The sequence below is a fragment of the Phytohabitans kaempferiae genome (genome assembly GCF_042433955.1).
GTDB lineage: Bacteria > Actinomycetota > Actinomycetes > Mycobacteriales > Micromonosporaceae > Phytohabitans > Phytohabitans kaempferiae.
The window spans coordinates 218,123-239,828 of record NZ_JBHLUH010000004.1; the positions used below are offsets into that span (position 1 = coordinate 218,123).

Below are 21,706 nucleotides of genomic sequence, written 5' to 3' on the forward strand. Positions count from 1 at the left end.
GCATCCTCCCCGATGGGCGACCGCTCGGTCACCCGACTTTCAGCACGCGGTACCCCTTCTGGCTCGCGTGCCGGGCCACCTCGTGGCCGCGCTCCTCCAGCCACCGCTGGAGCGAGTCGCCGCCGAGGTGCCGCGCGACGACCAGCCACGCCACACCGCCCAGCGCCAGCCGTGGCAGCCACCGGTCGAGCATCGTGTGCAGCTCCGCCTTGCCAATGCGGATCGGGGGGTTGGTCCAGATCTCCGCGAACCGCACCTCCTCCGGCACCTCGTCGGGCGCGGCCACACGCACGTTGGTGGCGCCGGCGCGGGCCGCGTTCTCGGCGGCGAGCGCGCGGGCCCGCTCGTTGACGTCGACCGCGTACACGGTCGCGCCCGGCGCCGACCTGGCCAGCACGCAGGCGATCGGGCCGTAGCCGCAGCCCAGGTCCAGGAGGGGACCGGCGGCTCCGGCCGCCGGCAGGGGGGCTTTCCGCAGGAGTACGGCCGTGCCCGGGTCGAGCCGGTCGGCGGAGAAGACGCCGCCGGCGGTGACGAGCGCGTACTCCCGCCCGCCGGCGGTGAACTCGACGTCTCGGCGGCGCTCGCCCACGCTCGGCTGAGCGCTGAAGTAGTGCTCTCCGGTCACGGCGAGCATTCTCACACGCGCTCGCGCACAGTCTGGAAGTTCCCTCTTCCGGGGATCTGTCCGGCTATTGCCATATCTGGTGAAACGTGGTCTATTAGCGTGTCCGGCATGGTTCAAGGGCGTTCGTATGGATCCGCCGGCCGTCACGCGCACACGGGTCCCCGCCACGCCCGCCCCAGCTCCGTCTCGGAGCTGCTCGCCCGCCCGCAAAAGCGCACCTGGCAGGCTTTCACCACCGGCCTGGGGGTCTTCGCGATGCTGGCGGTCTGCGGGCTGAGCTCGTTCTTCATCGTGGCGGACGAGCGGCAGGGGCGAGACGCCCAGGCGTCCGGGGCGGCGCCGCCGGTCACCGTGCTTCGCGACATCAGCTCCCGCGAAGACGACCCGGCGCCGCTCACGGTCGCCGAGGTGTTTCCGGGGCAGGAGGTCACCGCCGACCCGGCGCGGCCGCCGTACCGCGTGCTCAAGACCCAGCTCCACCGACGCTGCTCCACCGGCGCCAGCGGCGAGATCGGCAAGCTCCTCACCGACCTCGGCTGCGACCAGGTGGTACGCGCGACGCTGCGCTCGCCGACCGGCGCCTACCTGGTCACCGCCGGCATCTTCAACCTGGACGACGCCGAGGGCGCGAACTGGGCCCACGAGAAGATCAAGCCGATGCTCGACGGCGAGCGCGGTCGCTTCGAGGGCATGGTCGCCGGCAAGGGCACCGAGGCGATCGCCCTCTCGTCGGCCCACGTGGGTTGGCACGTGCGCGGCCACTACCTCGTGTACTGCGTGACCGCCCGCGCCGACGCCCGGCCGGTGGCCCAGAACGACACCGAGGCCGGGCAGATCCTCGCCGACATGATCGAGCTGTACCTGAGCGGGACCGTGCTGGAGAAGCGGGCGGTCGTGTCAGCCCCGTAGCCGGCGGGTCAGTTCGGCGCGGCTCGCGTACTCCTCCGGGTCTTCCGGATAGCCGACGGCCACCAGCGTCAGCCCGTGCGCCGGCGCCACCGTCACCTCGCTGGAGCGCTCGCGGCGGCTGAGCAGGCTCGCCGGCCAGTCCACCGGGCGGCGGCCGTCACCGGCGGTGAGCATGGCCCCCACCAGGCTGCGCACCATCGCCTGGCAGAACGCGTCGGCCTGCACCGTCGCCACCAGCGTGCCGTCCGGGTCACGCCGCCAGTCGAGGCGCGTGATCGCCCGGATCGTGGTGGCGTTCTCCTTGCGCTTGCAGTACGCCGCGAAGTCGTGCTCCCCGAGCAACCCCTTCGCGGCGGCGTTGAGCGTGTCCACATCGAGCGGTCGGGGCCAGGCGAGCGTGTCGACGCGGCGCAGCGGCTCGGCGCCGTACGGCGCGTCGGTCACCCGGTACTCGTACCGCCGGAACGTCGCGGAGAAGCGGGCGTCGAAGTCTCCCGGCACCTCGCGGACGGCACGGATCCGCGCGTCGGGCGGCATCAGCCCGGCGAGCCGGCGTACGAGCGTGGGCGCCAGCCGGATCCACTCCTCGTCCGGCACGTCGACGTGGCACACCTGGCCCGTGGCGTGTACGCCCGCGTCGGTACGCCCGGCGACCGTGAGCCCGGTGGCCTCGCCCGCGCCGAAGAGCCGTTGCAGCGCCTCGGCGAGTACCCCGGCCACCGTGCGCCGCTCCGGCTGCGCCGCCCAGCCGGAGAAGGCGGTGCCGTCGTACGACACGTCCAGCCGTAGCCGGGTCAACGCCCACCTTTCGTTCGCGACTGCGGGGCTCGCGTGCGGGCCAACGCGGGCGCCCCGAGCCGTCGAAGCTCACTCCTCGCGCTCACAGCGCCCACCTTTCGTTCGCGACTGCGGGGCTCGCGTGCGGGCCAACGCGGGCGCCCCGAGCCGTCGAAGCTCACTCCTCGCGCTCACAGCGCCCACCTTCCGTTCGCGACTGCGGGGCTCGCGTGCGGGCCAACGCGGGCGCCCCGAGGCCGTCGAAGCTCACTCCCATCTGCCCTCCCGAACGAACCAGGGCGCCCCTCACCATGTGAGGGACGCCCTGGTCATCGTGCTTGCCGCTGGTCAGTCCTTGACCTCGTCCTTGGCGCCCGGCGCGTCGGCGTCGGTGGCCTCGGACGTGGTGTCGGTGTCGGCGTCCGCCTTCGCCGACGCGGTCGGCTCCTCGTCCTCCGGGGCCAGCGCCTCGACCTTGTCCCGCTGGGCCGTGGCCTTGCGGGCGGTCTTCTTCGCGGCCTTGGCCGGCGCCTCGGCGACCACCAGCTCCTCGACCAGCTCGATGATCGCCATCGGCGCGGCGTCACCCTTGCGCGGACCGGTCTTCACGATCCGGGTGTAGCCGCCGTTGCGGTTGGCGTAGCGCGGCGCGATCTGGTCGAACAGCTCGAAGACCACGTCCTTGTCCCGGACCACGGTCAGCACGCGCCGCCGGGAGTGCAGGTCACCGCGCTTGGCCTTGGTGATCAGCTGCTCGGCGAGCGGCCGCAGCCGCCGCGCCTTGGTCTCGGTGGTCGTGATCTTTCCGTGCCGGAACAGCGACGTGGCCAGGTTGGCCAGCATCATCCGCTCGTGCGCGGGGCTGCCGCCGAGGCGGGCGCCCTTCGTGGGCGTGGGCATGGTCAGGTGCTCCTCGTAAGTGGCGGCAGCCGGTTAGAGCTGCTCGGTCTCGCGGTAGTCGTCGGAGTCGTAGTCCACCTCACCGAAGGAGTCCACGACGTGCGCCGGGTCGAAGTTGGGAGCCGAGTCCTTCAGCCCCAGACCCATCCCGGCGAGCTTCATCTTGACCTCGTCGATGGACTTCTGACCGAAGTTCCTTATATCGAGGAGGTCCGCCTCCGTGCGGCCGATCAGCTCGCCGACGGTGTTGATGCCCTCGCGCTTGAGGCAGTTGTACGACCGGACGGTCAGGTCGAGCTCCTCGATCGGCAGCGCCAGGTCGGCAGCGAGCTGCGCGTCCTGCGGCGACGGGCCGATGTCGATGCCCTCGGCGGTCTCGTCGAGCTCACGGGCCAGGCCGAAGAGCTCGACCAGCGTGGAGCCGGCCGACGCGAGTGCGGTGCGCGGGCCGATCGACGCCTTGGTCTCGACGTCGATGATCAGCCGGTCGAAGTCGGTGCGCTGCTCGACACGGGTCGCCTCGACGCGGTAGGTCACCTTGAGCACCGGCGAGTAGATCGAGTCGACCGGGATGCGGCCGATCTCCGCGCCAGCCTGCTTGTTTTGCGCCGCGGTGACGTAGCCGCGACCCCGCTCGACGGTCAGCTCCATGTCGAGCCGGCCCTTGCCGTTGAGGGTGGCGAGCTTGAGGTCCGGGTTGTGCACGGAGACGCCGGCCGGGGGCTGGATGTCACCGGCGGTGACGTCGCCCGGGCCCTGCTTGCGCAGGTACATGCTGACCGGCTCGTCGTGCTCCGAGCTGACGCACAGCTCCTTGACGTTCATGACCAGCTCGACCACGTCCTCCTTGACACCGGGGATCGTGGTGAACTCGTGCAGCACGCCGTCGACCTTGATGGACGTCACCGCCGCGCCCGGGATGGACGACAGCAGCGTACGGCGCAGGGAGTTGCCGAGCGTGTAGCCGAAGCCGGGCTCGAGCGGCTCGATGGTGAACCGCGAACGGGTCTCGCTGATCGACTCCTCGGAGAGGGTCGGCCGCTGGGTGATGAGCACTGTGTTTCTTCCTTCTGTCGGGGCTGCCCGCTATATGACAGCCGCCCACTGAACGGCCGGCGCGCCAGGGCGGCGCGCCGGCCACAAGCCTTACTTCGAGTAAAGCTCGACGATCAGCTGCTCCTGGACCTGCGTGTCGATGACCTGCCGGGCCGGGAGGGTGTGCACGAGGATCTTCATCTGGCTGGGGATGGGCTCCAGCCAGGCCGGGACCATCTTCGAGCCGGCCTCCGCCTGGGCCACGATGAAGGGAGTCATCTCCTTCGACTTCGCGCGCACCTCGACGATGTCGTGCTCCTTGACCCGGTAGGAAGGAATGTCGACCTTCTTCCCGTTGACCAGGAAGTGCCCGTGCTTGACGAGCTGGCGGGCCATGTCGCGAGACTTGGCGTAGCCGGCCCGGTAAACGACGTTGTCGAGCCGCGACTCCAGGATCTGGAGCAGCACCTCACCGGTCTTGCCCGGCTTGTGCACGGCCTCGTCGTAATAGCCACGGAACTGCTTCTCCAGCACGCCGTACACACGGCGGGCCTTCTGCTTCTCGCGGAGCTGGAGCAGGTACTCCCCCTCCTTGGTGCGGCCGCGGCCGTGCTGCCCGGGCGGGAACGGCCGGGACTCGAACGGGCACTTCGGACCGTCGCACTTGCTGCCCTTGAGGAACAGCTTCATCTTCTCCCGCCGGCAACGGCGGCAGTCAGCACCGGTGTAACGAGCCATCTCTCTTCGTTCTCCCTCAGACCCGGCGACGCTTCGGCGGACGGCACCCGTTGTGCGGCTGCGGCGTGACGTCGGCGATCTGGCCGACCTCAAGCCCGACGGCCTGCAGCGAACGGATAGCGGTCTCCCGGCCGGAGCCCGGGCCCTTCACGAACACATCGACCTTGCGCATGCCGTGCTCCATGGCCCGGCGGGCGGCCGCCTCGGCGGCCAACTGTGCGGCGAACGGGGTCGACTTGCGGGAGCCCTTGAAGCCCACCTGACCGGCGGACGCCCAGGAGATCACCGCACCGGTCGGGTCCGTGATCGAGACGATGGTGTTGTTGAAGGTGCTCTTGATGTGCGCCTGCCCGTGGGCGACGTTCTTGCGTTCCTTGCGCCGGACCTTCTTGACTGCGGCCCCGGCGCGAGCCTTCGGTGGCATATGTGTGTGCGCTCCTAATTACTTCTTGCCGGGCTTCTTCTTGCCGGCGACGGTCCGCTTCGGACCCTTGCGAGTGCGTGCGTTGGTGCGGGTCCGCTGCCCACGGACCGGAAGCCCGCGGCGGTGGCGGATGCCGGCGTAGCAGCCGATCTCGACCTTGCGGCGGATGTCTGCGGCAACCTCGCGGCGCAGGTCACCTTCGACCTTGAAGTTGGCCTCGATGTAGTCACGGAGCTGAACGAGCTCTTCGTCCGTGAGGTCCTTGGCGCGCTTGTCGGGGCTGATGCCGGTCGCGGTCAGCGCCTCGATGGCGCGGGTCCGACCGACCCCGAAGATGTAGGTGAGCGCGATCTCCATCCGCTTTTCGCGGGGAAGGTCGACGCCGACTAGACGTGCCATGTGCGGGCGTGCTCCTCAATGGTGTTCGCGGAGGTCTGTGCCCGTCCCACCCCACCTGCCCGGGTGGGCCCCGGCCTCCGACCGAGGGTCAGCCACGAGTCGCGCCGTATACCGGCGGGTTGCGCGGCTGGGACGAGCGTCTTCTGTTGGGGGTGCGTCAGCCCTGGCGCTGCTTGTGGCGCGGGTCACTGCAGATGACCATGACCCGGCCGTGCCGGCGGATGACCCGGCACTTGTTGCAGATCCTCTTGACGCTCGGCTTGACCTTCACGGTTGGCCTTTACTTCCGGTGGTCGGCTCGACGATCACTTGTAGCGGTAGACAATGCGCCCGCGGGTGAGGTCGTACGGCGAAAGCTCGACGACGACCCGGTCCTCCGGCAGGATGCGGATGTAGTGCTGCCGCATCTTGCCGCTGATGTGGGCCAGCACCTTGTGGCCGTTGGCGAGCTCCACCCGGAACATCGCATTCGGGAGTGGCTCGATGACCCGGCCCTCGATCTCGATGGCCCCGTCCTTCTTGGGCATGTCCTCCGCTGTCCTGACGTCGGGTTCTTCGGACAGGCTCGCACCGTCTTACACGAGTGAGGAATCACCCGCGCCAGCCGCGGCTCCGGCGCTCCCACAGAAGCGCGTGGTGGGCATGCCGGAGTGGACGCTGCGCGCCAGCTAGTCAGTGTACGCCGGCTCATGTATCGACAGCAAACCGAGCCATCCAGGCCCGCGACGGGCTCCCGCCGGCCGCGTCAGTGGTGCCCGCCGCGCTTTCGAGCCTGCTTTTCGGCCCACTGCTGCGGCTCGCCCCGGCTCAGCCCGGCGATCGTCACGGCGACGAGGATGGCGCCCCACGGGCCGCCCACCCACATGGGCCAGAAGTACACAAGGTCGACGGTGGAAATGCACACCAGAAGCCAGACCACCACATTGACGCCAACAACGGCAGCCCAGGTGCCCCAGAGCGCGGCGAGCCAGCGAGGCACGACGCCGGGCGTCACGGCGGGCGGGGGCACCGGCGCCTGGGGCGGCGATGTGTGGGCCAGCCGGGAGCGGCTCATCGGCACGACGCCGGGCAGGTCGGCGAGGAGGCGGTCGAGGTCAGCGTAGGTCTTGGCCCGGTATGCCTCGGCGACCCGCTCGTCGAACTCGTGCAGCTCCAGCCGCCCCTCGTTGAGCGCGGTGCGCAGCCGCTCCACGACGGCTTCGCGGTCGGTGTCGGCGGCGCGCAGCCGGTCCCGCTGATCCATGAGTACGAGCATCCCACTCACCGGACACGTCCGGCTACATCAGCCGCCCCCTGGCTGGACCCTGACAAGTCCGCTCCGTGGGGGCACTCCCCGCCACCGAGGTGCCTCCCACGGCGCTGAGAGGCTCCTACAGCGGCGCTGAGACGCGCTCCTATGCCGGCGCGGGCTGGCGCGCGGTGACGAGGGAGCCGAGGCGTTTCCGGCCGCCGTCCGGCGCGGTGAGTACCCACACGCCGTCGTCCAGGAGCGCCATCGAGTGCTCGACGTGCGCGGCCACCGAGCCGTCGCGGGTCACCACCGTCCAGCCGTCGTCGAGCTCCTTCGTCTTGGGTGATCCAATGGTGATCATCGGCTCGATCGCGAGGGCGAGCCCGGGCACCAGCCGTGGCCCCCGCCCCGGGCGCCCGTGGTTGAGCACGTGCGGGTCCTGGTGCATCTCGGTGCCGATACCGTGGCCGCCGTAGCCGTCGACGATGCCGTACCGCCCACCGGAGCGCCGCACCGCCGCCTCGACCGCGAACGAGATGTCGGTCAGTCGCCCGCGCCCCGAGGCGGATCCCCGCGCGGCGGCGGCGATGCCGGCCCACATCGCGTCTTCGGCGACCTCGGCCATGCGGAGCAGTTCGGGACGTACCTCACCGACCGGCACCGTGATCGCCGCGTCGCCGTGCCAGCCGTCCAGCACCGCGCCGCAGTCGATCGAGATGAGGTCGCCCTCCCGCAGCACCTGCCGCGGCGAGGGGATGGCGTGCACGACCTGCTCGTTGACCGAGGAGCAGATCGACGCCGGGTATCCGTGGTAGCCCTTGAACGACGGCACCGCGCCCGCCTCCCGGATCACGGACTCGGCCAGCGCGTCGAGGTCGGCGGTGGAGACCCCGGGTGCGACCGCCTCGCGCATCCGGGCCAGCGCGGCGGCCACGACCAGGCCGGCAGCCCGCATCTTGTCGATCTGCGCGGGGGTCTTCAGTTGGATGAGCTGGTGGCGCGGCATGGTTTCGAGGCTAACGGCAAGGCCGGCCCCCGCTCAGCGAGGGCCGGGCAACGGAAGCGTCAGCCGCCGTACGACCGCAGCGCGTCGATCGCGCGGACCGTGACATCCTCGACCGGACCGGTGGCGTCGATGCCGACCAGCTTGTTTTGCGCGCCGTAGTAGTCGACCAACGGCGCGGTCTTCTCCGCGTACTCCTCCAGGCGCCTGGCGATCGTCTCCGCCTTGTCGTCGTCGCGCTGGAAGAGCTGCGCGCCGCAGCGGTCGCAGACGCCGTCGCGGGAGGTGGGGTCGAACTCGACGTGCCAGATCTTGCCGCAGCCCCGGCAGGTGCGCCGGCCGGAGAGCCGCCGGATCACCTCGTCGTCGTCGACCACCAGCTCCATGACCAGGTCGAGCGCGGTGCCGAGGTCGGCCAGCAGCTTGTCGAGCGCGTTGGCCTGCGGGACCGTCCGCGGGAAGCCGTCGAGCAGGAACCCGTCGGACGCGTCCGGCTCGGCCAGCCGCTCGCGGACCATGTTGATGGTCACCTCGTCGGGGACGAGCTGACCCGCGTCCATGTAGCGCCTGGCCTCCACGCCGAGTGGAGTGCCCTGGGAGACGTTGGCACGGAAGATGTCTCCCGTGGAGATCTTGGGCACGGCCAGGTGGGCGGCGATGAACTCGGCCTGGGTCCCCTTACCCGCCCCGGGAGGACCGACCAGTACGAGGCGCATCTACCGCAGGAACCCTTCGTAGTTCCGCTGCATCAGTTGGCTCTCGATCTGCTTCACGGTCTCCAGACCCACACCAACCATGATGAGGACGGCGGTGCCACCGAACGGGAAGTTCATGTACTGGCTGCTGTCCAGCCAGATGAAGAAGAAGTTCGGCAGGATCGAGATCAGGCCAAGGTACATGGCGCCGGGAAGGGTGATCCGGCTAAGGATGAAGTCCAGGTACTCGGCAGTGGGCTTGCCCGGACGGATACCCGGGACGAAGCCGCCGTACTTCTTCATGTTCTCCGCGACCTCGGTCGGGTTGAACGTGATCGACACGTAGAAGTACGTGAAGAAGATGATCAGGAAGAAGTAGACGACGATGTACACCCAGTCGGCCGGGTTGGCCAGGTGGTTCTGCACCCACGCCTCAAACGAGTTGAGGTCGTTGGGGTCGCCGAACTGGAGTGCCAGCTGCGGCAGGTAGAGCAGCGACGACGCGAAGATGACCGGGATGACACCCGCCTGGTTGACCTTGAGCGGGATGTACGTCGACGTGCCGCCGTACATCCGGCGACCGATCATGCGCTTCGCGTACTGCACCGGGATGCGGCGCTGTGCCTGCTCGATGAAGACGACCGCGGTGATGACCACGAGAACGAGCGCGATGACGAGGAAGAACTTGCCCCAGCCCTGGCTCTCCTTGATCGTCCAACCCTCGGCGGGGAGCCGCGCGGCGATCGAGGTGAAGATCAGGACGGACATGCCGTTGCCGACGCCGCGGTCGGTGATCAGCTCGCCGAGCCACATCACCACGCCGGTGCCGGCGGTCATCGTGATCACGAGCGTGACCAGCGTGACCCACGTGGGCATCCCCGTGCCCTCGGGGATCAGCGGCCACTGGTCGCACTGGTTGTTGAAGAGCTGTCCCGACCTGGCCAGCGCCACGAACGCCGACGCCTGCAGGACCGCGAGGCCGAGGGTCAGGTAACGCGTGTACTGCGTGATCTTCGCCTGGCCCGACTGACCCTCCTTGCGCAGCTGCTCGAGCCGCGGGATCACCACGGTAAGCAACTGGAGGATGATCGAGGCCGTGATGTACGGCATGATGCCGAGCGCGAAGACCGAGAGCGAGAGCAGTGCGCCGCCGGAGAAGAGGTTGAGCAGCGTGAAGACGCCGGGCGTGCCCTCCTCCATCGCCTCGATACACCGCTGGGCGTTGCCGTACGACACGCCGGGGCTGGGCAGTGTCGCACCCAGCCGATAGATCGCCACGATGCCTATCGTGAACAGCAGCTTCTTGCGCAGATCAGGCGTGCGGAACGCACTGAGAAACGCGGAGAGCAACGTCTTCCTCCTGCGCGAGGCGGCCGCCGGATCGTGGCGGACGGGTTGGGCGTCGGGCGGTCACCCGACATCCATACTGGCAACGGACTCTAACAGTACGGTGTGAGTTCGGGCAGATGCGCCCGGGGACATACACGCGTCACTATGTTACTGGGACGAAACGCCAGATAGTAGACGTGGCGCCCGTCAGTCGCGAAAGGCAACTGGCGGGCGCCACGATTCGTCCCTACAGCTCGGTGACCGTGCCACCGGCAGCGGTGATCTTCTCCTTGGCCGACGCGCTGAACGCGTGCGCCGACACCTGGAGCTTGACGCCGCCCAGTTCGCCAGTGCCGAGCACCTTGACCGGCTGGCCCTTGCGGACCGCGCCAGCCTCGACCAGCTCGGCGGGACCGACCTCGCCCCCGTTGGGGAAGAGTTCGGCCAGTCGTTCCAGATTGACCACCTGGAAGACGACCTTGAACTTGTTCTTGAAGCCCTTCAGCTTCGGCAGGCGCATGTGGATGGGCATCTGACCACCCTCGAACGCCGCCGAGATGTTCTTGCGAGCCTTCGAACCCTTGGTACCGCGACCGGCGGTCTTGCCCTTGGAGCCCTCACCGCGACCCACACGGGTCTTCTCGGTCTTGGCGCCGGGAGCCGGCCGGAGGTGGTGGACCTTGATAGTCATTACTCGACCTCCTCGACCTTCACGAGGTGGTTCACGGTGAAGATCATGCCCCGGATCTCGGGACGGTCCTCCTTGACCACCACGTCGTTGATCCGCTTCAGCCCGAGCGAACGCAGCGAGTCGCGCTGGTTGCTCTTCGCGCCGATCTCGGACCGGACCTGGGTGACCTTCAGGCGTGCCACTACGCGGTCACCCCCGCCCGGGCCGCCAGCATGGCGGCGGGAGCGACGTCCTCGACCGGCAGGCCGCGGCGCGCCGCGACGGCCTCGGGAGCCTCCAGGCTCTTCAGGGCCGCCACGGTGGCGTGCACGATGTTGATCGGGTTGGACGAGCCGAGGCTCTTGGAGAGCACGTCGTGGATGCCCGCGCACTCCAGCACCGCACGCACCGGGCCGCCGGCGATGACGCCGGTACCGGCGGAGGCCGGCTTGAGCAGCACGACGCCCGCGGCGTCCTCACCCTGTACGGGGTGCGGAATGGTGGCGGCGATACGCGGCACCTTGAAGAAGTGCTTCTTGGCCTCCTCGACGCCCTTGGCGATCGCCGCGGGCACCTCCTTGGCCTTGCCGTAGCCGACGCCGACGGTGCCATCGCCGTCGCCCACCACGACCAGCGCGGTGAAGCTGAAGCGACGGCCGCCCTTGACGACCTTGGCGACACGGTTGATCGTGACTACCCGCTCGAGGTGGGGGGTCTTCTCGACCGGCGCGTTGCCCTCGCCCCGGCCGCGACCGCGACCTTCGCGACGGCCGCCACCTTCGCTGCCACCGGACCCGCCGCCCCGGCGCTGCTGACCTGGCATTGGTCTTTCCTTCCTAGAACTCGAGTCCGGCTTCGCGGGCGGCCGTCGCCAGGGCGGCGATGCGCCCGGCGTACCTGTTGCCACCACGGTCGAAGACGACCTTGGAGATACCCGCGGCCTTGGCGCGGTCGGCGAGCAGGGCGCCCACCTTGCCGGCGAGGGCGCTCTTGTCGCCCTCGCCGCCCCGGATCGACGCGTCCAGGGTCGACGCCGACGCGAGGGTGTGGCCCTTGGCGTCGTCGACGATCTGGGCGGTGATGTGCCGCAGCGAGCGGGTGACCACCAGGCGCGGACGCTCGGCGGTGCCGAAAACGTTCTTCCGGACCCGGAAGTGCCGGCGCGCCCGCCCGACGGCGCGCTTCGCGGCCACGCCGCGGCGGCGCTTGAGCAGAGTCGCGCTCACTTTGCTCCTCCTTCGTTCGTGACTGCGGGGCTCCGCTTCGCTACGCTCCTCGCACTCACTGTCACATCCTTGTTCGTGACTGCGGGGCTCCGCTTCGCTACGCTCCTCGCACTCACTTCTTACCGGCCTTTCCAGCCTTGCGGCGGATGACCTCGCCCTGGTACTTGATGCCCTTGCCCTTGTACGGCTCCGGCGGGCGGATCTTCCGGATGTTGGCGGCGATCTCACCGACCTGCTGCTTGTCGATGCCGGCGATGTGGAAGAGCGTCGGGCGCTCCACCGTGAAGGTGATGCCCTCCGGCGCCTGCACCAGCACCGGGTGCGAGAACCCGAGCGCGAACTCGAGGTCCTTGCCCTTGGCGGTGACGCGGTAACCGGTGCCACTGATCTCCAGGCTCTTCCGGTATCCCTCGGTGACGCCGACGATCATGTTGGCGACCAGGGTGCGGGAGAGGCCGTGCAGCTCCTTGGCGCGGCGCTCGTCGTTGGGCCGGTTGACGTGCAGCTGGCCGTCGTCACCCCGCTCGGCCGTGATCGGCTCGGCGAGGGTGTGCTGCAGCTCGCCCTTCGGGCCCTTGACCCGGACGGTGCGGCCGCTGATATTGACGTCGACGCCCGTGGGAACGGGGATCGACTTACGTCCGATTCGCGACATGTCTATCTATCTCCCGTCACCAGACGTAGGCGAGGACTTCCCCGCCCACCCCTCGCTTGCGGGCCTGCCGGTCGGTGAGCAGTCCCTGAGACGTCGAGATGATCGCCACGCCCAGGCCGCCGAGCACGCGCGGCAGCTCCGGGGACTTGGCGTACACCCGCAGGCCGGGCTTGGACACGCGCCGGATGCCAGCGAGGCTGCGTTCGCGGCTCGTGCCGTACTTCAGCTCGACGATCAGTCGCTTGCCGACGGCGCCCTCCTCGGGCTCCTCGACCGACCAGGAAGAGATGTAGCCCTCGGACTTGAGGACCTCGGCGATGTTCGCCTTGATCTTCGAGTACGGCATCGTCACCCGGTCGTGGTACGCCTGGTTGGCGTTACGCAGACGCGTCAGCATGTCTGCGATCGGGTCGGTCATCGTCATCGGTTCAGATCTGCCTTTCTCGCCGGGGTTCCCGGGGCACCGCCCACAGGCCTACGGCGAAGAGAGTTGGTTACCAAGAAGCCTTGGACACGCCGGGGAGCTCACCGCGGTGGGCCATCTCCCGGATGCAGACGCGGCAGAGACCGAACTTGCGGTACACCGCCTTCGGCCGCCCGCACCGCTGGCAGCGGGTGTACGCGCGCACCGAGAACTTTGGCTTCTTGGCGGCCTTGAGGATCAGGGCCTTCTTCGCCATTTGTCAGTTCTCCTTGAACGGGAAGCCCAGGAGCTTCAGCAGCACCCGGCCCTCGTCATCGGTCTTCGCGGTGGTGACCACCGTGATGTCCATGCCCCGGACCCGATCGATCCGGTCCTGGTCGATCTCGTGGAACACCGACTGCTCGGTGAGACCGAACGTGTAGTTGCCGTTGCCGTCGAGCTTGCGCGCGTCGAGGCCGCGGAAGTCACGGATACGCGGCAGCGCGATCGACAGCAGCCGGTCGAGGAACTCCCACATCCGGTCGCCGCGCAGCGTGACCTTGGCGCCGATCGGCATGCCCTCGCGGAGCTTGAACTGCGCGATCGACTTGGTCGCCCGCCGCACCTGCGGCTTCTGCCCGGTGATGGTGGCCAGGTCGCGGACCGCGCCGTCGATCAGCTTCGCGTCGCGGGCGGCGTCGCCGACGCCCATGTTGACCACGATCTTCACGAGGCCCGGCACCTGCATCGGGTTGGCGTAGTTGAACTGTTCCTTCAGCTTCGCCACGATCTCGCTGCGGTAGCGCTCCTTGAGGCGCGGCGCGATCTTGGTTTCGGTCGGAGCAGTCATCACAGGTCCTTACCGGTGCGGCGCGAGATGCGGACCTTCTGGCCGTTTTCGTCGAAGCGGTAGCCGACGCGGGTCGGCTTGCCCTCGGAGTCGACGACCATCACGTTCGAGACGTGGATCGCCGCTTCCTGCGTGACGATGCCGCCGGTCTTGGCACCACGCTGGGTCGTGCGGATGCGGGTGTGCTTCTTGACGCGGTTGACGCCCTCGACGATGACCTTGTTGTCCCGCGGCAGGGCCTGAATGACCTTGCCCCGGGCGCCCTTGTCCTTACCGGCGATGACCTCGACCGTGTCGCCCTTCTTAACCTTCACGGTTAGAGCACCTCCGGTGCGAGCGAAATGATCTTCATGAACCGCTTGTCCCGCAACTCGCGGCCGACCGGGCCGAAGATGCGGGTGCCACGCGGGTCACCGCCGTCCTTGATGATCACAGCGGCGTTCTCGTCGAAGCGGATGTACGACCCGTCCGGGCGCCGCTTCTCCTTGGCGGTGCGGACGACGACCGCCTTGACGACGTCGCCCTTCTTGACACCCGCGCCGGGGATCGCGTCCTTGACCGTGGCCACGATGACGTCGCCGATGCCGGCGTAGCGCCGACCCGAGCCGCCGAGCACGCGGATGCACAGAATCTCCCGGGCACCCGTGTTGTCGGCGACGCGCAGTCGCGACTCCTGCTGAATCACGTCTATCTCCTATGTCTGCCAGTTCTCCGGTGGCCCGGAGCTTGGCGGAACTCCCTGCCCGGCTGACGCTGGGCGCAACGGAGGCCTTCGCTACTTAGCCTTTTCAAGAATCTCCACAACCCGCCACCGCTTGGTGGCGGAGAGCGGACGGGTCTCCATCAGCAGCACCCGGTCGCCGACGCCGCACGAGTTCTGCTCGTCGTGCGCCTTCAGCTTGCTCGTGCGGCGCAGCACCTTGCCGTACAGGGGGTGCTTGACCCGGTCTTCGACCTCGACGACCACGGTCTTGTCCATCTTGTCGCTGACGACCAGGCCCTCGCGGACCTTGCGCCGGGCGCGAGGCGCGGCAGCCACACTTTCGGTTTCACTCATGACGCAATCACCTCAGTCGGCGCGGCCGAGAGCCCCAGCTCGCGCTCGCGCATGATCGTGTAAATCCGGGCGATCTCCTTGCGGATGACCTGCAGGCGCTTGTTGTTGTCCAGCTGCCCGGTGGCGCTCTGCACGCGGAGGTTGAACAGCTCCGCCTTGGCCTCCCGCAGCTTCGCGATCAGCTCCTCGTCGGACTGCTCGCGCAGCTCGGCAGCCTTGGTGCCCGCTGCCATCAGACCTCACCCACTTCGCGCGTCACGATGCGGCACTTCATCGGGAGCTTGTGGATCGCGCGGCGCATCGCCTCCCGCGCGATCGCCTCGTTCGGGAACGACATCTCGAACAGGACCCGGCCCGGCTTGATGTTGGCCACCCACCACTCGGGCGAGCCCTTACCGGAACCCATCCGGGTCTCCGCCGGCTTCTTCGTCAGGGCCTGGTCCGGGAAGACCGTGATCCAGACCTTGCCGCCACGCTTGATGTGGCGGGTCATCGCGATACGCGCCGACTCGATCTGCCGGTTGGTCACGTAGGCGGGCTCCAGTGCCTGGATACCGAACTCGCCGAAGACGACCCGGTTGCCGCCCTTGCTCGCCCCGGAACGGGACGGGTGGTGCGGCTTGCGGAAGCCCTTCGGGGGCTTACGCGGCATCAGCATTTGTCAGCCCTCCTTCTGCTCAGTCGGGGCGGCGGCCTCGGCCTGCGCGGCCGGAGCCGGCTGCTCGGCAGCCGCCGCAGCCGCGGCGCGACCCGCCTCGGTGCCCCCGGCGGTCGTACCGGACGAGCCGGAACGGCCACGGCGCGGGCGCTCGGGACGGTCGCCCCGCTCACGGCGCGGACGCGCGGGACCGGTGTCGGCCGGGGTCTCGCGACCCGGAACGGCGTCACCCTTGTAGATCCACACCTTCACGCCGATGCGGCCGAAGGTGGTACGCGCCTCGAAAAAGCCGTACTCGATGTTGGCCCGCAGCGTGTGCAGCGGCACCCGACCCTCGCGGTAGAACTCCGTACGGCTCATCTCGGCGCCGCCCAGGCGGCCCGAGACCTGCACCCGGATGCCCCGCACGATCGGGTTCTTCATCGCGGACTGCATCGCCTTGCGCATCGCCCGCCGGAAGCTGACCCGGCTGGAGAGCTGCTCGGCGACGCCCTGCGCGACGAGCTGCGCGTCCGACTCAGGGCTCTTCACCTCGAGGATGTTGAGCTGCACCTGCTTGCCGGTGAGCTTCTCCAGCTCGCCGCGGATGCGGTCGGCCTCGGCGCCCTTGCGGCCGATGACGATGCCCGGCCGGGCGGTGTGGATGTCGACCCGCACCCGGTCACGGGTGCGCTCGATGTCCACCTTGGAGATACCCGCGCGCTCCAGGCCCTTGGACATCATCCGCCGGATCTTCACGTCCTCGGCGATGTAGTCCTTGTAGAGCTTGTCCGCGTACCAGCGGGACTTCCAGTCGGTGGAGATGCCGAGCCGGAACCCGTGCGGGTGAACCTTCTGACCCATTAGTCGGTCCCTTCCTCGGCGGTGGTCTCCGCCTTCGTCTCGGCCGCCTTGGCCGGGGCCGCCTTCTTCGCCGGCGCCGCCTTCTTGGCCGCGGCCTTGCGTGGCGCCGCCGGCGCGACAGCCTCCACCGCGACCGTGATGTGGCAGGTGCGCTTGCGAATCCGGTAAGCCCGGCCCTGCGCCCGCGGCTGGAACCGCTTGAGCGTCGGACCCTCGTCGACGTACGCCTCGCTGACGAGCAGCGCGTCGGGGTCCAGCCGCTCGTTGTTCTCGGCGTTGGCGATCGCGCTGGCCAGCACCTTGTAGACCTGCTCGCTGGCGGCCTGCGGCGCGAACTTCAGCACCGTGAGCGCCTCCTGCGCGGGGAGACCGCGGACGAGGTTGACCACCCGGCGCGCCTTCGTCGGCGAGATGCGCACGTGCCGCGCAACCGCCCGCGCGCCCGGAAGCGCCGGAGCGTCGCCCTTAACTGGCATCGCTGTAACCCCTTGATCCTTTATCCGTAGTCCTTGCCGCTTACCGGCGCCGGCTCTTGCGGTCGTCCTTCTCGTGACCCTTGAACGTGCGGGTCAGCGCGAACTCGCCGAGCTTGTGCCCGACCATCGCCTCGGTGATGAAAACCGGGACGTGCTTGCGCCCGTCGTGCACCGCGATCGTGTGCCCGAGCATCTCCGGGATGATCGTGGAACGCCGCGACCAGGTCTTGATGACGTTCTTCGAGCCCTTGTCGTTTTGCGTCTCCACCTTCTTCACCAGGTGGTCGTCGACGAAGGGGCCCTTCTTGAGACTGCGTGGCATGCTGTGCCTACCTTTCGCTCGCGACTGCGGGGCTCGCGCCCTCGCCCCACGTCCGGGCGGCACGGCCCGCGCCGCTCACTCCTCGCGCTCGCACGCTTAACCCCGCTTCCGGTTGGCGTAACGACGGCGAACGATCAGCCGGTCGCTCGGCAGACCCTTGCGGCGGGTGCGACCCTCCGGCTTGCCCTGGGGGTTGACCGGGTGACGACCGCCGGAGGTCTTACCCTCACCACCACCGTGCGGGTGGTCCACCGGGTTCATCGCGACACCACGGACGGTCGGGCGCTTGCCCTTCCACCGCATCCGGCCGGCCTTGCCCCAGTTGATGTTGGACTGGTCGGCGTTGCCGATCTCGCCAACGGTCGCGCGGCAGCGCACGTCGACCCGGCGGATCTCGCCCGAGGGCATCCGCAGCGTCGCGTACGCGCCCTCGCGGCCGAGCAGCTGGATCCCGACGCCGGCCGAGCGGGCCAGCTTGGCGCCACCGCCCGGGCGCAGCTCCACGCAGTGGATCTGGGTACCCACCGGGATGTTGCGCAGCGGCAGGTTGTTGCCCGGCTTGATGTCGGCGCCCGGCCCGGACTCGACCCGGTCGCCCTGCTTGAGGTCCTTCGGCGCGACGATGTAGCGCTTCTCGCCGTCGGCGTAGTGCAGCAGCGCGATGCGGGCGGTGCGGTTGGGGTCGTACTCGATGTGGGCGACCTTCGCCGGCACGCCGTCCTTGTCGACCCGCTTGAAGTCGATCAGCCGGTACTGGCGCTTGTGCCCGCCGCCCTGGTGACGCGCGGTCACCTTGCCGTGCGCGTTGCGACCGCCCTTCTTAGGCAGCGGCACCAGCAGCGACTTCTCCGGCGTCGACCGGGTGATCTCGGCGAAGTCGGCGACGCTGGAGCCGCGGCGGCCCGGCGACGTCGGCTTGTACTTACGAATCGGCATGATTTACAACCCCTCAGCTGACCGGGCCGCCGAAGGCCTCGATGCGGTCACCGTCAGCCAGCTTCACCAGCGCCCGCTTGGTGGCCTTGCGCTGGCCCCAGCCGGTGCGGGTGCGCTTGCGCTTGCCCTCGCGGTTGGCGGTGTTGACCGTCAGCACGCGGACGTTGAAGATCTGCTGGATAGCGATCTTGATCTGGGTCTTGTTGGCGTCCGGGCGGACCAGGAACGTGTACCAGTTCTGGTCGAGAACGCTGTAGCTCTTCTCGGACACGACCGGCGCGATGATGATGTCGCGCGGATCCGGGATGGTGGTCACTTGTCGGCCTCCGTCTCGTCCGCCGGCTTCTCGCCCAGGAACTCGGCGAGCGCGTCCTTGGTGAACACGACGTCGTCGGCGACCAGCACGTCGTACGTGTTGAGCTGGCCGGCCTCGATGATGTGCACGCCTTCGCCGCTCAGGTTGCGCAGGGAGAGCCAGTTGAGCTCGTCAGCGTCGGTGAGCACGACCAGCACGCGCTTGCGGTCGGTCGCGGCACGCAGCGTCTTGAGCGCGGCCTTCGTCGAAGGCGTCTCGCCCGTGACGAACGCCTCGACGACGTGCAGGCGGCCCTCGCGAGCCCGGTCGGAGAGGGCGCCACGCAGCGCGGCGACCTTCATCTTCTTCGGGGTCCGCTGGCTGTAGTCGCGCGGGACCGGGCCGTGCACCACGCCACCGCCGGTGAACTGCGGAGCGCGGATCGAGCCCTGGCGGGCGCGGCCGGTGCCCTTCTGCTTGTACGGCTTCTTTCCGCCGCCGGCGACCTCACCGCGGGTCTTCGTCTTGTGCGTGCCCTGGCGGGCGGCCGCGAGCTGGGCCACCACGACCTGGTGCATCAGCGGGATGTTCGCCTGTACGTCGAACACCTCGGCGGGCAGGTCGACCGTGCCGGCCGTGGTGCCCTCGGGGGTCAGTACGCCAACCGTGGTCACTTCGCGGCACCACCCTTCGACTTCGCCTTGGCCGCGGTGCGGACCAGCACGAGCGCGCCGGCGGGGCCGGGGATCGCGCCCTTGACCAGCAGCAGGTTGTTTTCGGGGTCGATCGCCTGCACCGTGAGGTTTTGCACGGTGTAGCGCACACCGCCCATGCGACCGGCCATCCGCACGCCCTTGAAGACGCGACCCGGGGTCGCGCAGGCGCCGATCGAGCCGGGCGAGCGGTGCTTGCGCTCGACACCGTGGCTGGCGCGCAGGCCGTGGAAGCCGTGTCGCTTCATGACACCGGCGAAGCCCTTGCCCTTGGTGCGGCCGGTGACGTCGATGACGGTGCCCGCCTCGAACGCCTCGACCGTGACCTCCTGGCCGAGCTCGTACTCACTCGCGTCGGTCGTGCGCAGCTCCACGATGTGGCGCCGCGGTGCCGTGCCGGCCTTCTCGAAGTGGCCGGTGCGCGGCTTGTTGACCTTACGCGGGTCGACGGCGCCGAACGCGAGCTGCACCGCGCCGTACCCGTCCTTGTCGGCGGTCCGCACCTGGGTCACGACGCACGGGCCGGCCTGCACCACGGTCACCGGAACAACCCTGTTGTTGTCCCAGACCTGGGTCATGCCGAGCTTGGCGCCCAGGATGCCCTTCACTTGCCTGTCCATGAGTTCGCAGTCCCTACAGCTTGATCTCGATGTCGACGCCAGCCGGCAGGTCGAGGCGCATGAGCGAGTCGACCGTCTTGGGGGTCGGGTCGATGATGTCGATCAGACGCTTGTGCGTGCGCATCTCGAAGTGCTCGCGCGAGTCCTTGTACTTGTGCGGCGACCGGATCACGCAGTAACGGTTGATCTCGGTCGGCAGCGGCACCGGGCCCGCGACCTGAGCACCGGTACGGGTCACCGTCTCCACGATCTTCCGAGCCGAGGAGTCGACGACCTCGTGGTCATAGGCCTTGAGCCGGATGCGGATCTTCTGTCCCGCCATGGTGGCTTCGTTTCCTTCTCTCGCGATGCCGCTGTGTTGCGGATGGTTGTCCATCCCCTTGGCCGACCCCCGCGGTCGGGCGTGTCGCGTCCCTTGGCCAGGCTCCGCCCCAAAAGGCTGGGGCCGATTCTGGCTTGCTGCGGGGGTCAAGGCACCGGGCGTGTCAACACACCCCCGGCCACCCGCGAGGATGGCCGGCTGCTGTTCTTTCTTTCGAAACGGCAGCAGCCGGCCACCCGTCGCGTACGCAACCTGACTAGTATGCCGTACTCACGCACGGCAGGTCTAATCGGGGTTACTCAGTTCACTTGATGATCTTGGTGACCTGACCCGCACCAACGGTGCGGCCGCCCTCGCGGATCGCGAAGCGCAGGCCCTGCTCCATAGCGATGGGCTGGATCAGCTTCACCGACATGGCGGTGTTGTCGCCGGGCATGACCATCTCGGTGCCCTCGGGCAGCGTGACGACGCCGGTGACGTCCGTGGTGCGGAAGTAGAACTGCGGCCGGTAGTTCTGGAAGAACGGGGTGTGCCGGCCACCCTCCTCCTTGGAGAGGATGTAGACCTGACCCTCGAACTCCGTGTGCGGCGTGGTGGTGCCGGGCTTGACGACAACCATGCCGCGCTCGACGTCCTCACGCTTGATGCCGCGGAGCAGCAGACCGACGTTCTCGCCCGCGCGGGCCTCGTCGAGCAGCTTGCGGAACATCTCGATGCCCGTGCAGACCGTCTTGGTCGACTTTTCGCGGATGCCGACGATCTCGACTTCCTCGTTGGGCTTGAGCACGCCACGCTCGGCGCGGCCGGTCACCACGGTGCCGCGACCGGTGATCGTGAAGACGTCCTCGATCGGCATGAGGAACGGCTTCTCGATCTCACGCTCGGGCTGCGGGATCGCGGTGTCGACCGCGTTCATCAGCTCCATGAGCTTCTCGGTCCACTCCGCGTCGCCCTCGAGCGCCTTGAGCGCCGAGACGCGCACGACCGGCAGGTCGTCGCCCGGGTACTCCTGGTTGGAGAGCAGCTCGCGAACCTCGAGCTCGACGAGCTCGAGCAGCTCCTCGTCATCGACCATGTCGCTCTTGTTGAGCGCCACGACGATGTACGGCACGCCGACCTGGCGGGCCAGGAGCACGTGCTCGCGGGTCTGCGGCATCGGACCATCGGTCGCCGCCACCACCAGGATCGCGCCGTCCATCTGCGCGGCACCGGTGATCATGTTCTTGATGTAGTCGGCGTGACCAGGACAGTCGACGTGGGCGTAGTGCCGCGCCTCGGTCTGGTACTCGACGTGGGCGATCGAGATGGTGATACCGCGAGCCTTCTCCTCCGGCGCCTTGTCGATCTCGTCGAACGGCGTGTACGGGTTGAGGTCGGGCATCTTGTCGTGCAGGACCTTGGTGATGGCCGCGGTCAGCGTCGTCTTACCGTGGTCGATGTGACCAATGGTGCCGATGTTGACGTGCGGCTTAGTCCGCTCGAACTTCGCCTTCGCCACTGGTGTCCTCCTGTGGACTTCTTGGTTCGTACGCTTGGTCTTGCAACTGTGCGGCCATCAGGCCCGGTCTAGCGCAGTCCGCCCGCCGGCGGAC

36 protein-coding genes are annotated in these 21,706 nt (G+C 68.7%); 1 reads left to right on the forward strand and 35 read right to left on the reverse strand.

The genetic code is table 11. The annotated features are described in order from the left end of the window. Positions 1-28: 28 nt before the first annotated feature. Positions 29-628, reverse strand: a complete 600-nt coding sequence (locus tag ACFFIA_RS02105; protein ID WP_377244404.1) for a class I SAM-dependent methyltransferase — start codon at positions 626-628, stop codon at positions 29-31. A 108-nt stretch (positions 629-736) separates the two neighbouring features. On the opposite strand from ACFFIA_RS02105, the gene ACFFIA_RS02110 reads away from it, so the two are divergent. After that, positions 737-1,537: a hypothetical protein gene (locus ACFFIA_RS02110; protein WP_377244407.1), complete on the forward strand. Its 801-nt coding sequence runs from the start codon at positions 737-739 to the stop codon at positions 1,535-1,537. On the opposite strand, the gene truA is transcribed toward ACFFIA_RS02110, so the two are convergent. The 34 genes from truA to tuf form a co-directional block, all read right to left on the reverse strand. After that, on the reverse strand, positions 1,526-2,335 hold the full coding sequence (gene truA, locus ACFFIA_RS02115; RefSeq protein WP_377244410.1) for a tRNA pseudouridine(38-40) synthase TruA: 810 nt from the start codon (positions 2,333-2,335) through the stop codon (positions 1,526-1,528). The two genes, ACFFIA_RS02110 and truA, sit on opposite strands and share 12 nt — an antisense overlap. A 327-nt stretch (positions 2,336-2,662) precedes the next feature. After that, on the reverse strand, positions 2,663-3,214 hold the full coding sequence (gene rplQ, locus ACFFIA_RS02120) for a 50S ribosomal protein L17 (RefSeq protein WP_377244413.1): 552 nt from the start codon (positions 3,212-3,214) through the stop codon (positions 2,663-2,665). Positions 3,215-3,247: 33 nt separating this feature from the next. After that, positions 3,248-4,270, reverse strand: coding sequence for a DNA-directed RNA polymerase subunit alpha (locus tag ACFFIA_RS02125; protein WP_173158462.1), 1,023 nt, complete (start codon positions 4,268-4,270; stop codon positions 3,248-3,250). Positions 4,271-4,360: 90 nt separating this feature from the next. Continuing rightward, complete coding sequence (gene rpsD, locus ACFFIA_RS02130) at positions 4,361-4,987, reverse strand: 30S ribosomal protein S4 (RefSeq protein WP_377244416.1); 627 nt, start codon at positions 4,985-4,987, stop codon at positions 4,361-4,363. A gap of 16 nt (positions 4,988-5,003) precedes the next feature. Continuing rightward, on the reverse strand, positions 5,004-5,411 hold the full coding sequence (gene rpsK / locus ACFFIA_RS02135; protein ID WP_030329919.1) for a 30S ribosomal protein S11: 408 nt from the start codon (positions 5,409-5,411) through the stop codon (positions 5,004-5,006). Between the two features lie 18 nt (positions 5,412-5,429). Then, positions 5,430-5,810 carry a 30S ribosomal protein S13 gene (rpsM, locus tag ACFFIA_RS02140; protein ID WP_173077319.1) on the reverse strand — a complete coding sequence of 127 codons (381 nt, stop codon included), beginning with the start codon at positions 5,808-5,810 and terminating at the stop codon, positions 5,430-5,432. Positions 5,811-5,967: 157 nt separating this feature from the next. Next, complete coding sequence (gene rpmJ, locus ACFFIA_RS02145; RefSeq protein ID WP_043965539.1) at positions 5,968-6,081, reverse strand: 50S ribosomal protein L36; 114 nt, start codon at positions 6,079-6,081, stop codon at positions 5,968-5,970. A 34-nt stretch (positions 6,082-6,115) separates the two neighbouring features. Beyond that, positions 6,116-6,337, reverse strand: a complete 222-nt coding sequence (gene infA, locus ACFFIA_RS02150; RefSeq protein WP_007073013.1) for a translation initiation factor IF-1 — start codon at positions 6,335-6,337, stop codon at positions 6,116-6,118. A gap of 218 nt (positions 6,338-6,555) precedes the next feature. After that, on the reverse strand, positions 6,556-7,053 hold the full coding sequence (locus ACFFIA_RS02155) for a DUF1707 SHOCT-like domain-containing protein (RefSeq protein WP_377244420.1): 498 nt from the start codon (positions 7,051-7,053) through the stop codon (positions 6,556-6,558). Between the two features lie 151 nt (positions 7,054-7,204). Next, positions 7,205-8,047: a type I methionyl aminopeptidase gene (map, locus tag ACFFIA_RS02160; protein ID WP_377244424.1), complete on the reverse strand. Its 843-nt coding sequence runs from the start codon at positions 8,045-8,047 to the stop codon at positions 7,205-7,207. A gap of 59 nt (positions 8,048-8,106) precedes the next feature. After that, positions 8,107-8,760 (reverse strand): adenylate kinase, encoded by a 654-nt coding sequence (locus tag ACFFIA_RS02165; RefSeq protein WP_377244427.1) that lies wholly within the window; start codon positions 8,758-8,760, stop codon positions 8,107-8,109. Further along, positions 8,761-10,089 carry a preprotein translocase subunit SecY gene (secY, locus tag ACFFIA_RS02170; RefSeq protein ID WP_377244430.1) on the reverse strand — a complete coding sequence of 443 codons (1,329 nt, stop codon included), beginning with the start codon at positions 10,087-10,089 and terminating at the stop codon, positions 8,761-8,763. 226 nt (positions 10,090-10,315) lie between these two features. Next, positions 10,316-10,759, reverse strand: coding sequence for a 50S ribosomal protein L15 (gene rplO, locus ACFFIA_RS02175; RefSeq protein WP_377244433.1), 444 nt, complete (start codon positions 10,757-10,759; stop codon positions 10,316-10,318). Continuing rightward, positions 10,759-10,941: a 50S ribosomal protein L30 gene (gene rpmD, locus ACFFIA_RS02180; RefSeq protein WP_308710659.1), complete on the reverse strand. Its 183-nt coding sequence runs from the start codon at positions 10,939-10,941 to the stop codon at positions 10,759-10,761. The genes rplO and rpmD overlap by 1 nt, the downstream gene beginning before the upstream one ends. Further along, a complete protein-coding gene (gene rpsE / locus ACFFIA_RS02185) occupies positions 10,941-11,561 on the reverse strand; it encodes a 30S ribosomal protein S5 (RefSeq protein WP_377244437.1) in 621 nt (206 codons plus the stop codon). The genes rpmD and rpsE overlap by 1 nt, the downstream gene beginning before the upstream one ends. Positions 11,562-11,574: 13 nt before the next feature. After that, complete coding sequence (gene rplR / locus ACFFIA_RS02190; protein ID WP_446686954.1) at positions 11,575-11,964, reverse strand: 50S ribosomal protein L18; 390 nt, start codon at positions 11,962-11,964, stop codon at positions 11,575-11,577. 112 nt (positions 11,965-12,076) lie between these two features. Further along, positions 12,077-12,619, reverse strand: coding sequence for a 50S ribosomal protein L6 (gene rplF, locus ACFFIA_RS02195; protein ID WP_377244441.1), 543 nt, complete (start codon positions 12,617-12,619; stop codon positions 12,077-12,079). A gap of 16 nt (positions 12,620-12,635) precedes the next feature. Further along, the gene (gene rpsH / locus ACFFIA_RS02200) at positions 12,636-13,043 is read right to left on the reverse strand and encodes a 30S ribosomal protein S8 (protein ID WP_377244444.1); all 408 of its coding nucleotides are present in this window, start codon (positions 13,041-13,043) and stop codon (positions 12,636-12,638) included. Positions 13,044-13,113: 70 nt separating this feature from the next. Further along, on the reverse strand, positions 13,114-13,299 hold the full coding sequence (locus ACFFIA_RS02205) for a type Z 30S ribosomal protein S14 (RefSeq protein WP_173041252.1): 186 nt from the start codon (positions 13,297-13,299) through the stop codon (positions 13,114-13,116). 3 nt (positions 13,300-13,302) lie between these two features. Then, complete coding sequence (rplE, locus tag ACFFIA_RS02210) at positions 13,303-13,872, reverse strand: 50S ribosomal protein L5 (protein ID WP_377244447.1); 570 nt, start codon at positions 13,870-13,872, stop codon at positions 13,303-13,305. Next, entirely contained in the window at positions 13,872-14,186 is a 315-nt protein-coding gene (rplX, locus tag ACFFIA_RS02215; protein ID WP_377244449.1) for a 50S ribosomal protein L24, read from the reverse strand. Before rplX ends, rplE begins: the two co-directional genes overlap by 1 nt. Before the next feature lie 2 nt (positions 14,187-14,188). Then, positions 14,189-14,557 carry a 50S ribosomal protein L14 gene (gene rplN, locus ACFFIA_RS02220; protein ID WP_089244879.1) on the reverse strand — a complete coding sequence of 123 codons (369 nt, stop codon included), beginning with the start codon at positions 14,555-14,557 and terminating at the stop codon, positions 14,189-14,191. A 90-nt stretch (positions 14,558-14,647) separates the two neighbouring features. Next, complete coding sequence (gene rpsQ, locus ACFFIA_RS02225; RefSeq protein WP_377244452.1) at positions 14,648-14,929, reverse strand: 30S ribosomal protein S17; 282 nt, start codon at positions 14,927-14,929, stop codon at positions 14,648-14,650. Next, on the reverse strand, positions 14,926-15,162 hold the full coding sequence (gene rpmC, locus ACFFIA_RS02230) for a 50S ribosomal protein L29 (RefSeq protein WP_173158447.1): 237 nt from the start codon (positions 15,160-15,162) through the stop codon (positions 14,926-14,928). The genes rpsQ and rpmC overlap by 4 nt, the downstream gene beginning before the upstream one ends. Then, the gene (rplP, locus tag ACFFIA_RS02235) at positions 15,162-15,587 is read right to left on the reverse strand and encodes a 50S ribosomal protein L16 (protein WP_173077332.1); all 426 of its coding nucleotides are present in this window, start codon (positions 15,585-15,587) and stop codon (positions 15,162-15,164) included. Before rplP ends, rpmC begins: the two co-directional genes overlap by 1 nt. Positions 15,588-15,590: 3 nt before the next feature. Beyond that, positions 15,591-16,430, reverse strand: a complete 840-nt coding sequence (rpsC, locus tag ACFFIA_RS02240; RefSeq protein ID WP_377244455.1) for a 30S ribosomal protein S3 — start codon at positions 16,428-16,430, stop codon at positions 15,591-15,593. Next, on the reverse strand, positions 16,430-16,906 hold the full coding sequence (gene rplV, locus ACFFIA_RS02245) for a 50S ribosomal protein L22 (RefSeq protein WP_377244458.1): 477 nt from the start codon (positions 16,904-16,906) through the stop codon (positions 16,430-16,432). Before rplV ends, rpsC begins: the two co-directional genes overlap by 1 nt. Positions 16,907-16,946: 40 nt before the next feature. Beyond that, entirely contained in the window at positions 16,947-17,228 is a 282-nt protein-coding gene (rpsS, locus tag ACFFIA_RS02250; RefSeq protein WP_173041244.1) for a 30S ribosomal protein S19, read from the reverse strand. A 96-nt stretch (positions 17,229-17,324) separates the two neighbouring features. Next, the gene (gene rplB / locus ACFFIA_RS02255; protein WP_377244461.1) at positions 17,325-18,164 is read right to left on the reverse strand and encodes a 50S ribosomal protein L2; all 840 of its coding nucleotides are present in this window, start codon (positions 18,162-18,164) and stop codon (positions 17,325-17,327) included. 13 nt (positions 18,165-18,177) lie between these two features. Next, a complete protein-coding gene (gene rplW / locus ACFFIA_RS02260) occupies positions 18,178-18,480 on the reverse strand; it encodes a 50S ribosomal protein L23 (RefSeq protein ID WP_173056658.1) in 303 nt (100 codons plus the stop codon). After that, positions 18,477-19,133: a 50S ribosomal protein L4 gene (gene rplD / locus ACFFIA_RS02265; protein WP_377244464.1), complete on the reverse strand. Its 657-nt coding sequence runs from the start codon at positions 19,131-19,133 to the stop codon at positions 18,477-18,479. Before rplD ends, rplW begins: the two co-directional genes overlap by 4 nt. Then, positions 19,130-19,792: a 50S ribosomal protein L3 gene (rplC, locus tag ACFFIA_RS02270; protein WP_377244467.1), complete on the reverse strand. Its 663-nt coding sequence runs from the start codon at positions 19,790-19,792 to the stop codon at positions 19,130-19,132. Before rplC ends, rplD begins: the two co-directional genes overlap by 4 nt. Positions 19,793-19,805: 13 nt before the next feature. After that, complete coding sequence (gene rpsJ / locus ACFFIA_RS02275) at positions 19,806-20,114, reverse strand: 30S ribosomal protein S10 (RefSeq protein WP_018347762.1); 309 nt, start codon at positions 20,112-20,114, stop codon at positions 19,806-19,808. Positions 20,115-20,418: 304 nt separating this feature from the next. Beyond that, positions 20,419-21,612 carry an elongation factor Tu gene (gene tuf, locus ACFFIA_RS02280; RefSeq protein ID WP_377244471.1) on the reverse strand — a complete coding sequence of 398 codons (1,194 nt, stop codon included), beginning with the start codon at positions 21,610-21,612 and terminating at the stop codon, positions 20,419-20,421. Positions 21,613-21,706: the final 94 nt, after the last annotated feature.

Excerpts from the sequence above, each read along its gene's own strand:
- ACFFIA_RS02110 (WP_377244407.1), top strand. The coding sequence starts at position 737 with ATGGTTCAAGGGCGTTCGTATGGATCCGCCGGCCGTCACGCGCACACG.
- rplQ (WP_377244413.1), bottom strand. The coding sequence starts at position 3,214 with ATGCCCACGCCCACGAAGGGCGCCCGCCTCGGCGGCAGCCCCGCGCAC.
- rpsD (WP_377244416.1), bottom strand. The coding sequence starts at position 4,987 with ATGGCTCGTTACACCGGTGCTGACTGCCGCCGTTGCCGGCGGGAGAAG.
- rpsK (WP_030329919.1), bottom strand. The coding sequence starts at position 5,411 with ATGCCACCGAAGGCTCGCGCCGGGGCCGCAGTCAAGAAGGTCCGGCGC.
- rpsM (WP_173077319.1), bottom strand. The coding sequence starts at position 5,810 with ATGGCACGTCTAGTCGGCGTCGACCTTCCCCGCGAAAAGCGGATGGAG.
- infA (WP_007073013.1), bottom strand. The coding sequence starts at position 6,337 with ATGCCCAAGAAGGACGGGGCCATCGAGATCGAGGGCCGGGTCATCGAG.
- ACFFIA_RS02155 (WP_377244420.1), bottom strand. The coding sequence starts at position 7,053 with ATGGATCAGCGGGACCGGCTGCGCGCCGCCGACACCGACCGCGAAGCC.
- map (WP_377244424.1), bottom strand. The coding sequence starts at position 8,047 with ATGCCGCGCCACCAGCTCATCCAACTGAAGACCCCCGCGCAGATCGAC.
- ACFFIA_RS02165 (WP_377244427.1), bottom strand. The coding sequence starts at position 8,760 with ATGCGCCTCGTACTGGTCGGTCCTCCCGGGGCGGGTAAGGGGACCCAG.
- rplO (WP_377244433.1), bottom strand. The coding sequence starts at position 10,759 with ATGACTATCAAGGTCCACCACCTCCGGCCGGCTCCCGGCGCCAAGACC.
- rpsE (WP_377244437.1), bottom strand. The coding sequence starts at position 11,561 with ATGCCAGGTCAGCAGCGCCGGGGCGGCGGGTCCGGTGGCAGCGAAGGT.
- rplF (WP_377244441.1), bottom strand. The coding sequence starts at position 12,619 with ATGTCGCGAATCGGACGTAAGTCGATCCCCGTTCCCACGGGCGTCGAC.
- rpsH (WP_377244444.1), bottom strand. The coding sequence starts at position 13,043 with ATGACGATGACCGACCCGATCGCAGACATGCTGACGCGTCTGCGTAAC.
- ACFFIA_RS02205 (WP_173041252.1), bottom strand. The coding sequence starts at position 13,299 with ATGGCGAAGAAGGCCCTGATCCTCAAGGCCGCCAAGAAGCCAAAGTTC.
- rplE (WP_377244447.1), bottom strand. The coding sequence starts at position 13,872 with ATGACTGCTCCGACCGAAACCAAGATCGCGCCGCGCCTCAAGGAGCGC.
- rpsQ (WP_377244452.1), bottom strand. The coding sequence starts at position 14,929 with ATGAGTGAAACCGAAAGTGTGGCTGCCGCGCCTCGCGCCCGGCGCAAG.
- rpmC (WP_173158447.1), bottom strand. The coding sequence starts at position 15,162 with ATGGCAGCGGGCACCAAGGCTGCCGAGCTGCGCGAGCAGTCCGACGAG.
- rplP (WP_173077332.1), bottom strand. The coding sequence starts at position 15,587 with ATGCTGATGCCGCGTAAGCCCCCGAAGGGCTTCCGCAAGCCGCACCAC.
- rpsC (WP_377244455.1), bottom strand. The coding sequence starts at position 16,430 with ATGGGTCAGAAGGTTCACCCGCACGGGTTCCGGCTCGGCATCTCCACC.
- rplV (WP_377244458.1), bottom strand. The coding sequence starts at position 16,906 with ATGCCAGTTAAGGGCGACGCTCCGGCGCTTCCGGGCGCGCGGGCGGTT.
- rpsS (WP_173041244.1), bottom strand. The coding sequence starts at position 17,228 with ATGCCACGCAGTCTCAAGAAGGGCCCCTTCGTCGACGACCACCTGGTG.
- rplB (WP_377244461.1), bottom strand. The coding sequence starts at position 18,164 with ATGCCGATTCGTAAGTACAAGCCGACGTCGCCGGGCCGCCGCGGCTCC.
- rplC (WP_377244467.1), bottom strand. The coding sequence starts at position 19,792 with ATGGACAGGCAAGTGAAGGGCATCCTGGGCGCCAAGCTCGGCATGACC.
- rpsJ (WP_018347762.1), bottom strand. The coding sequence starts at position 20,114 with ATGGCGGGACAGAAGATCCGCATCCGGCTCAAGGCCTATGACCACGAG.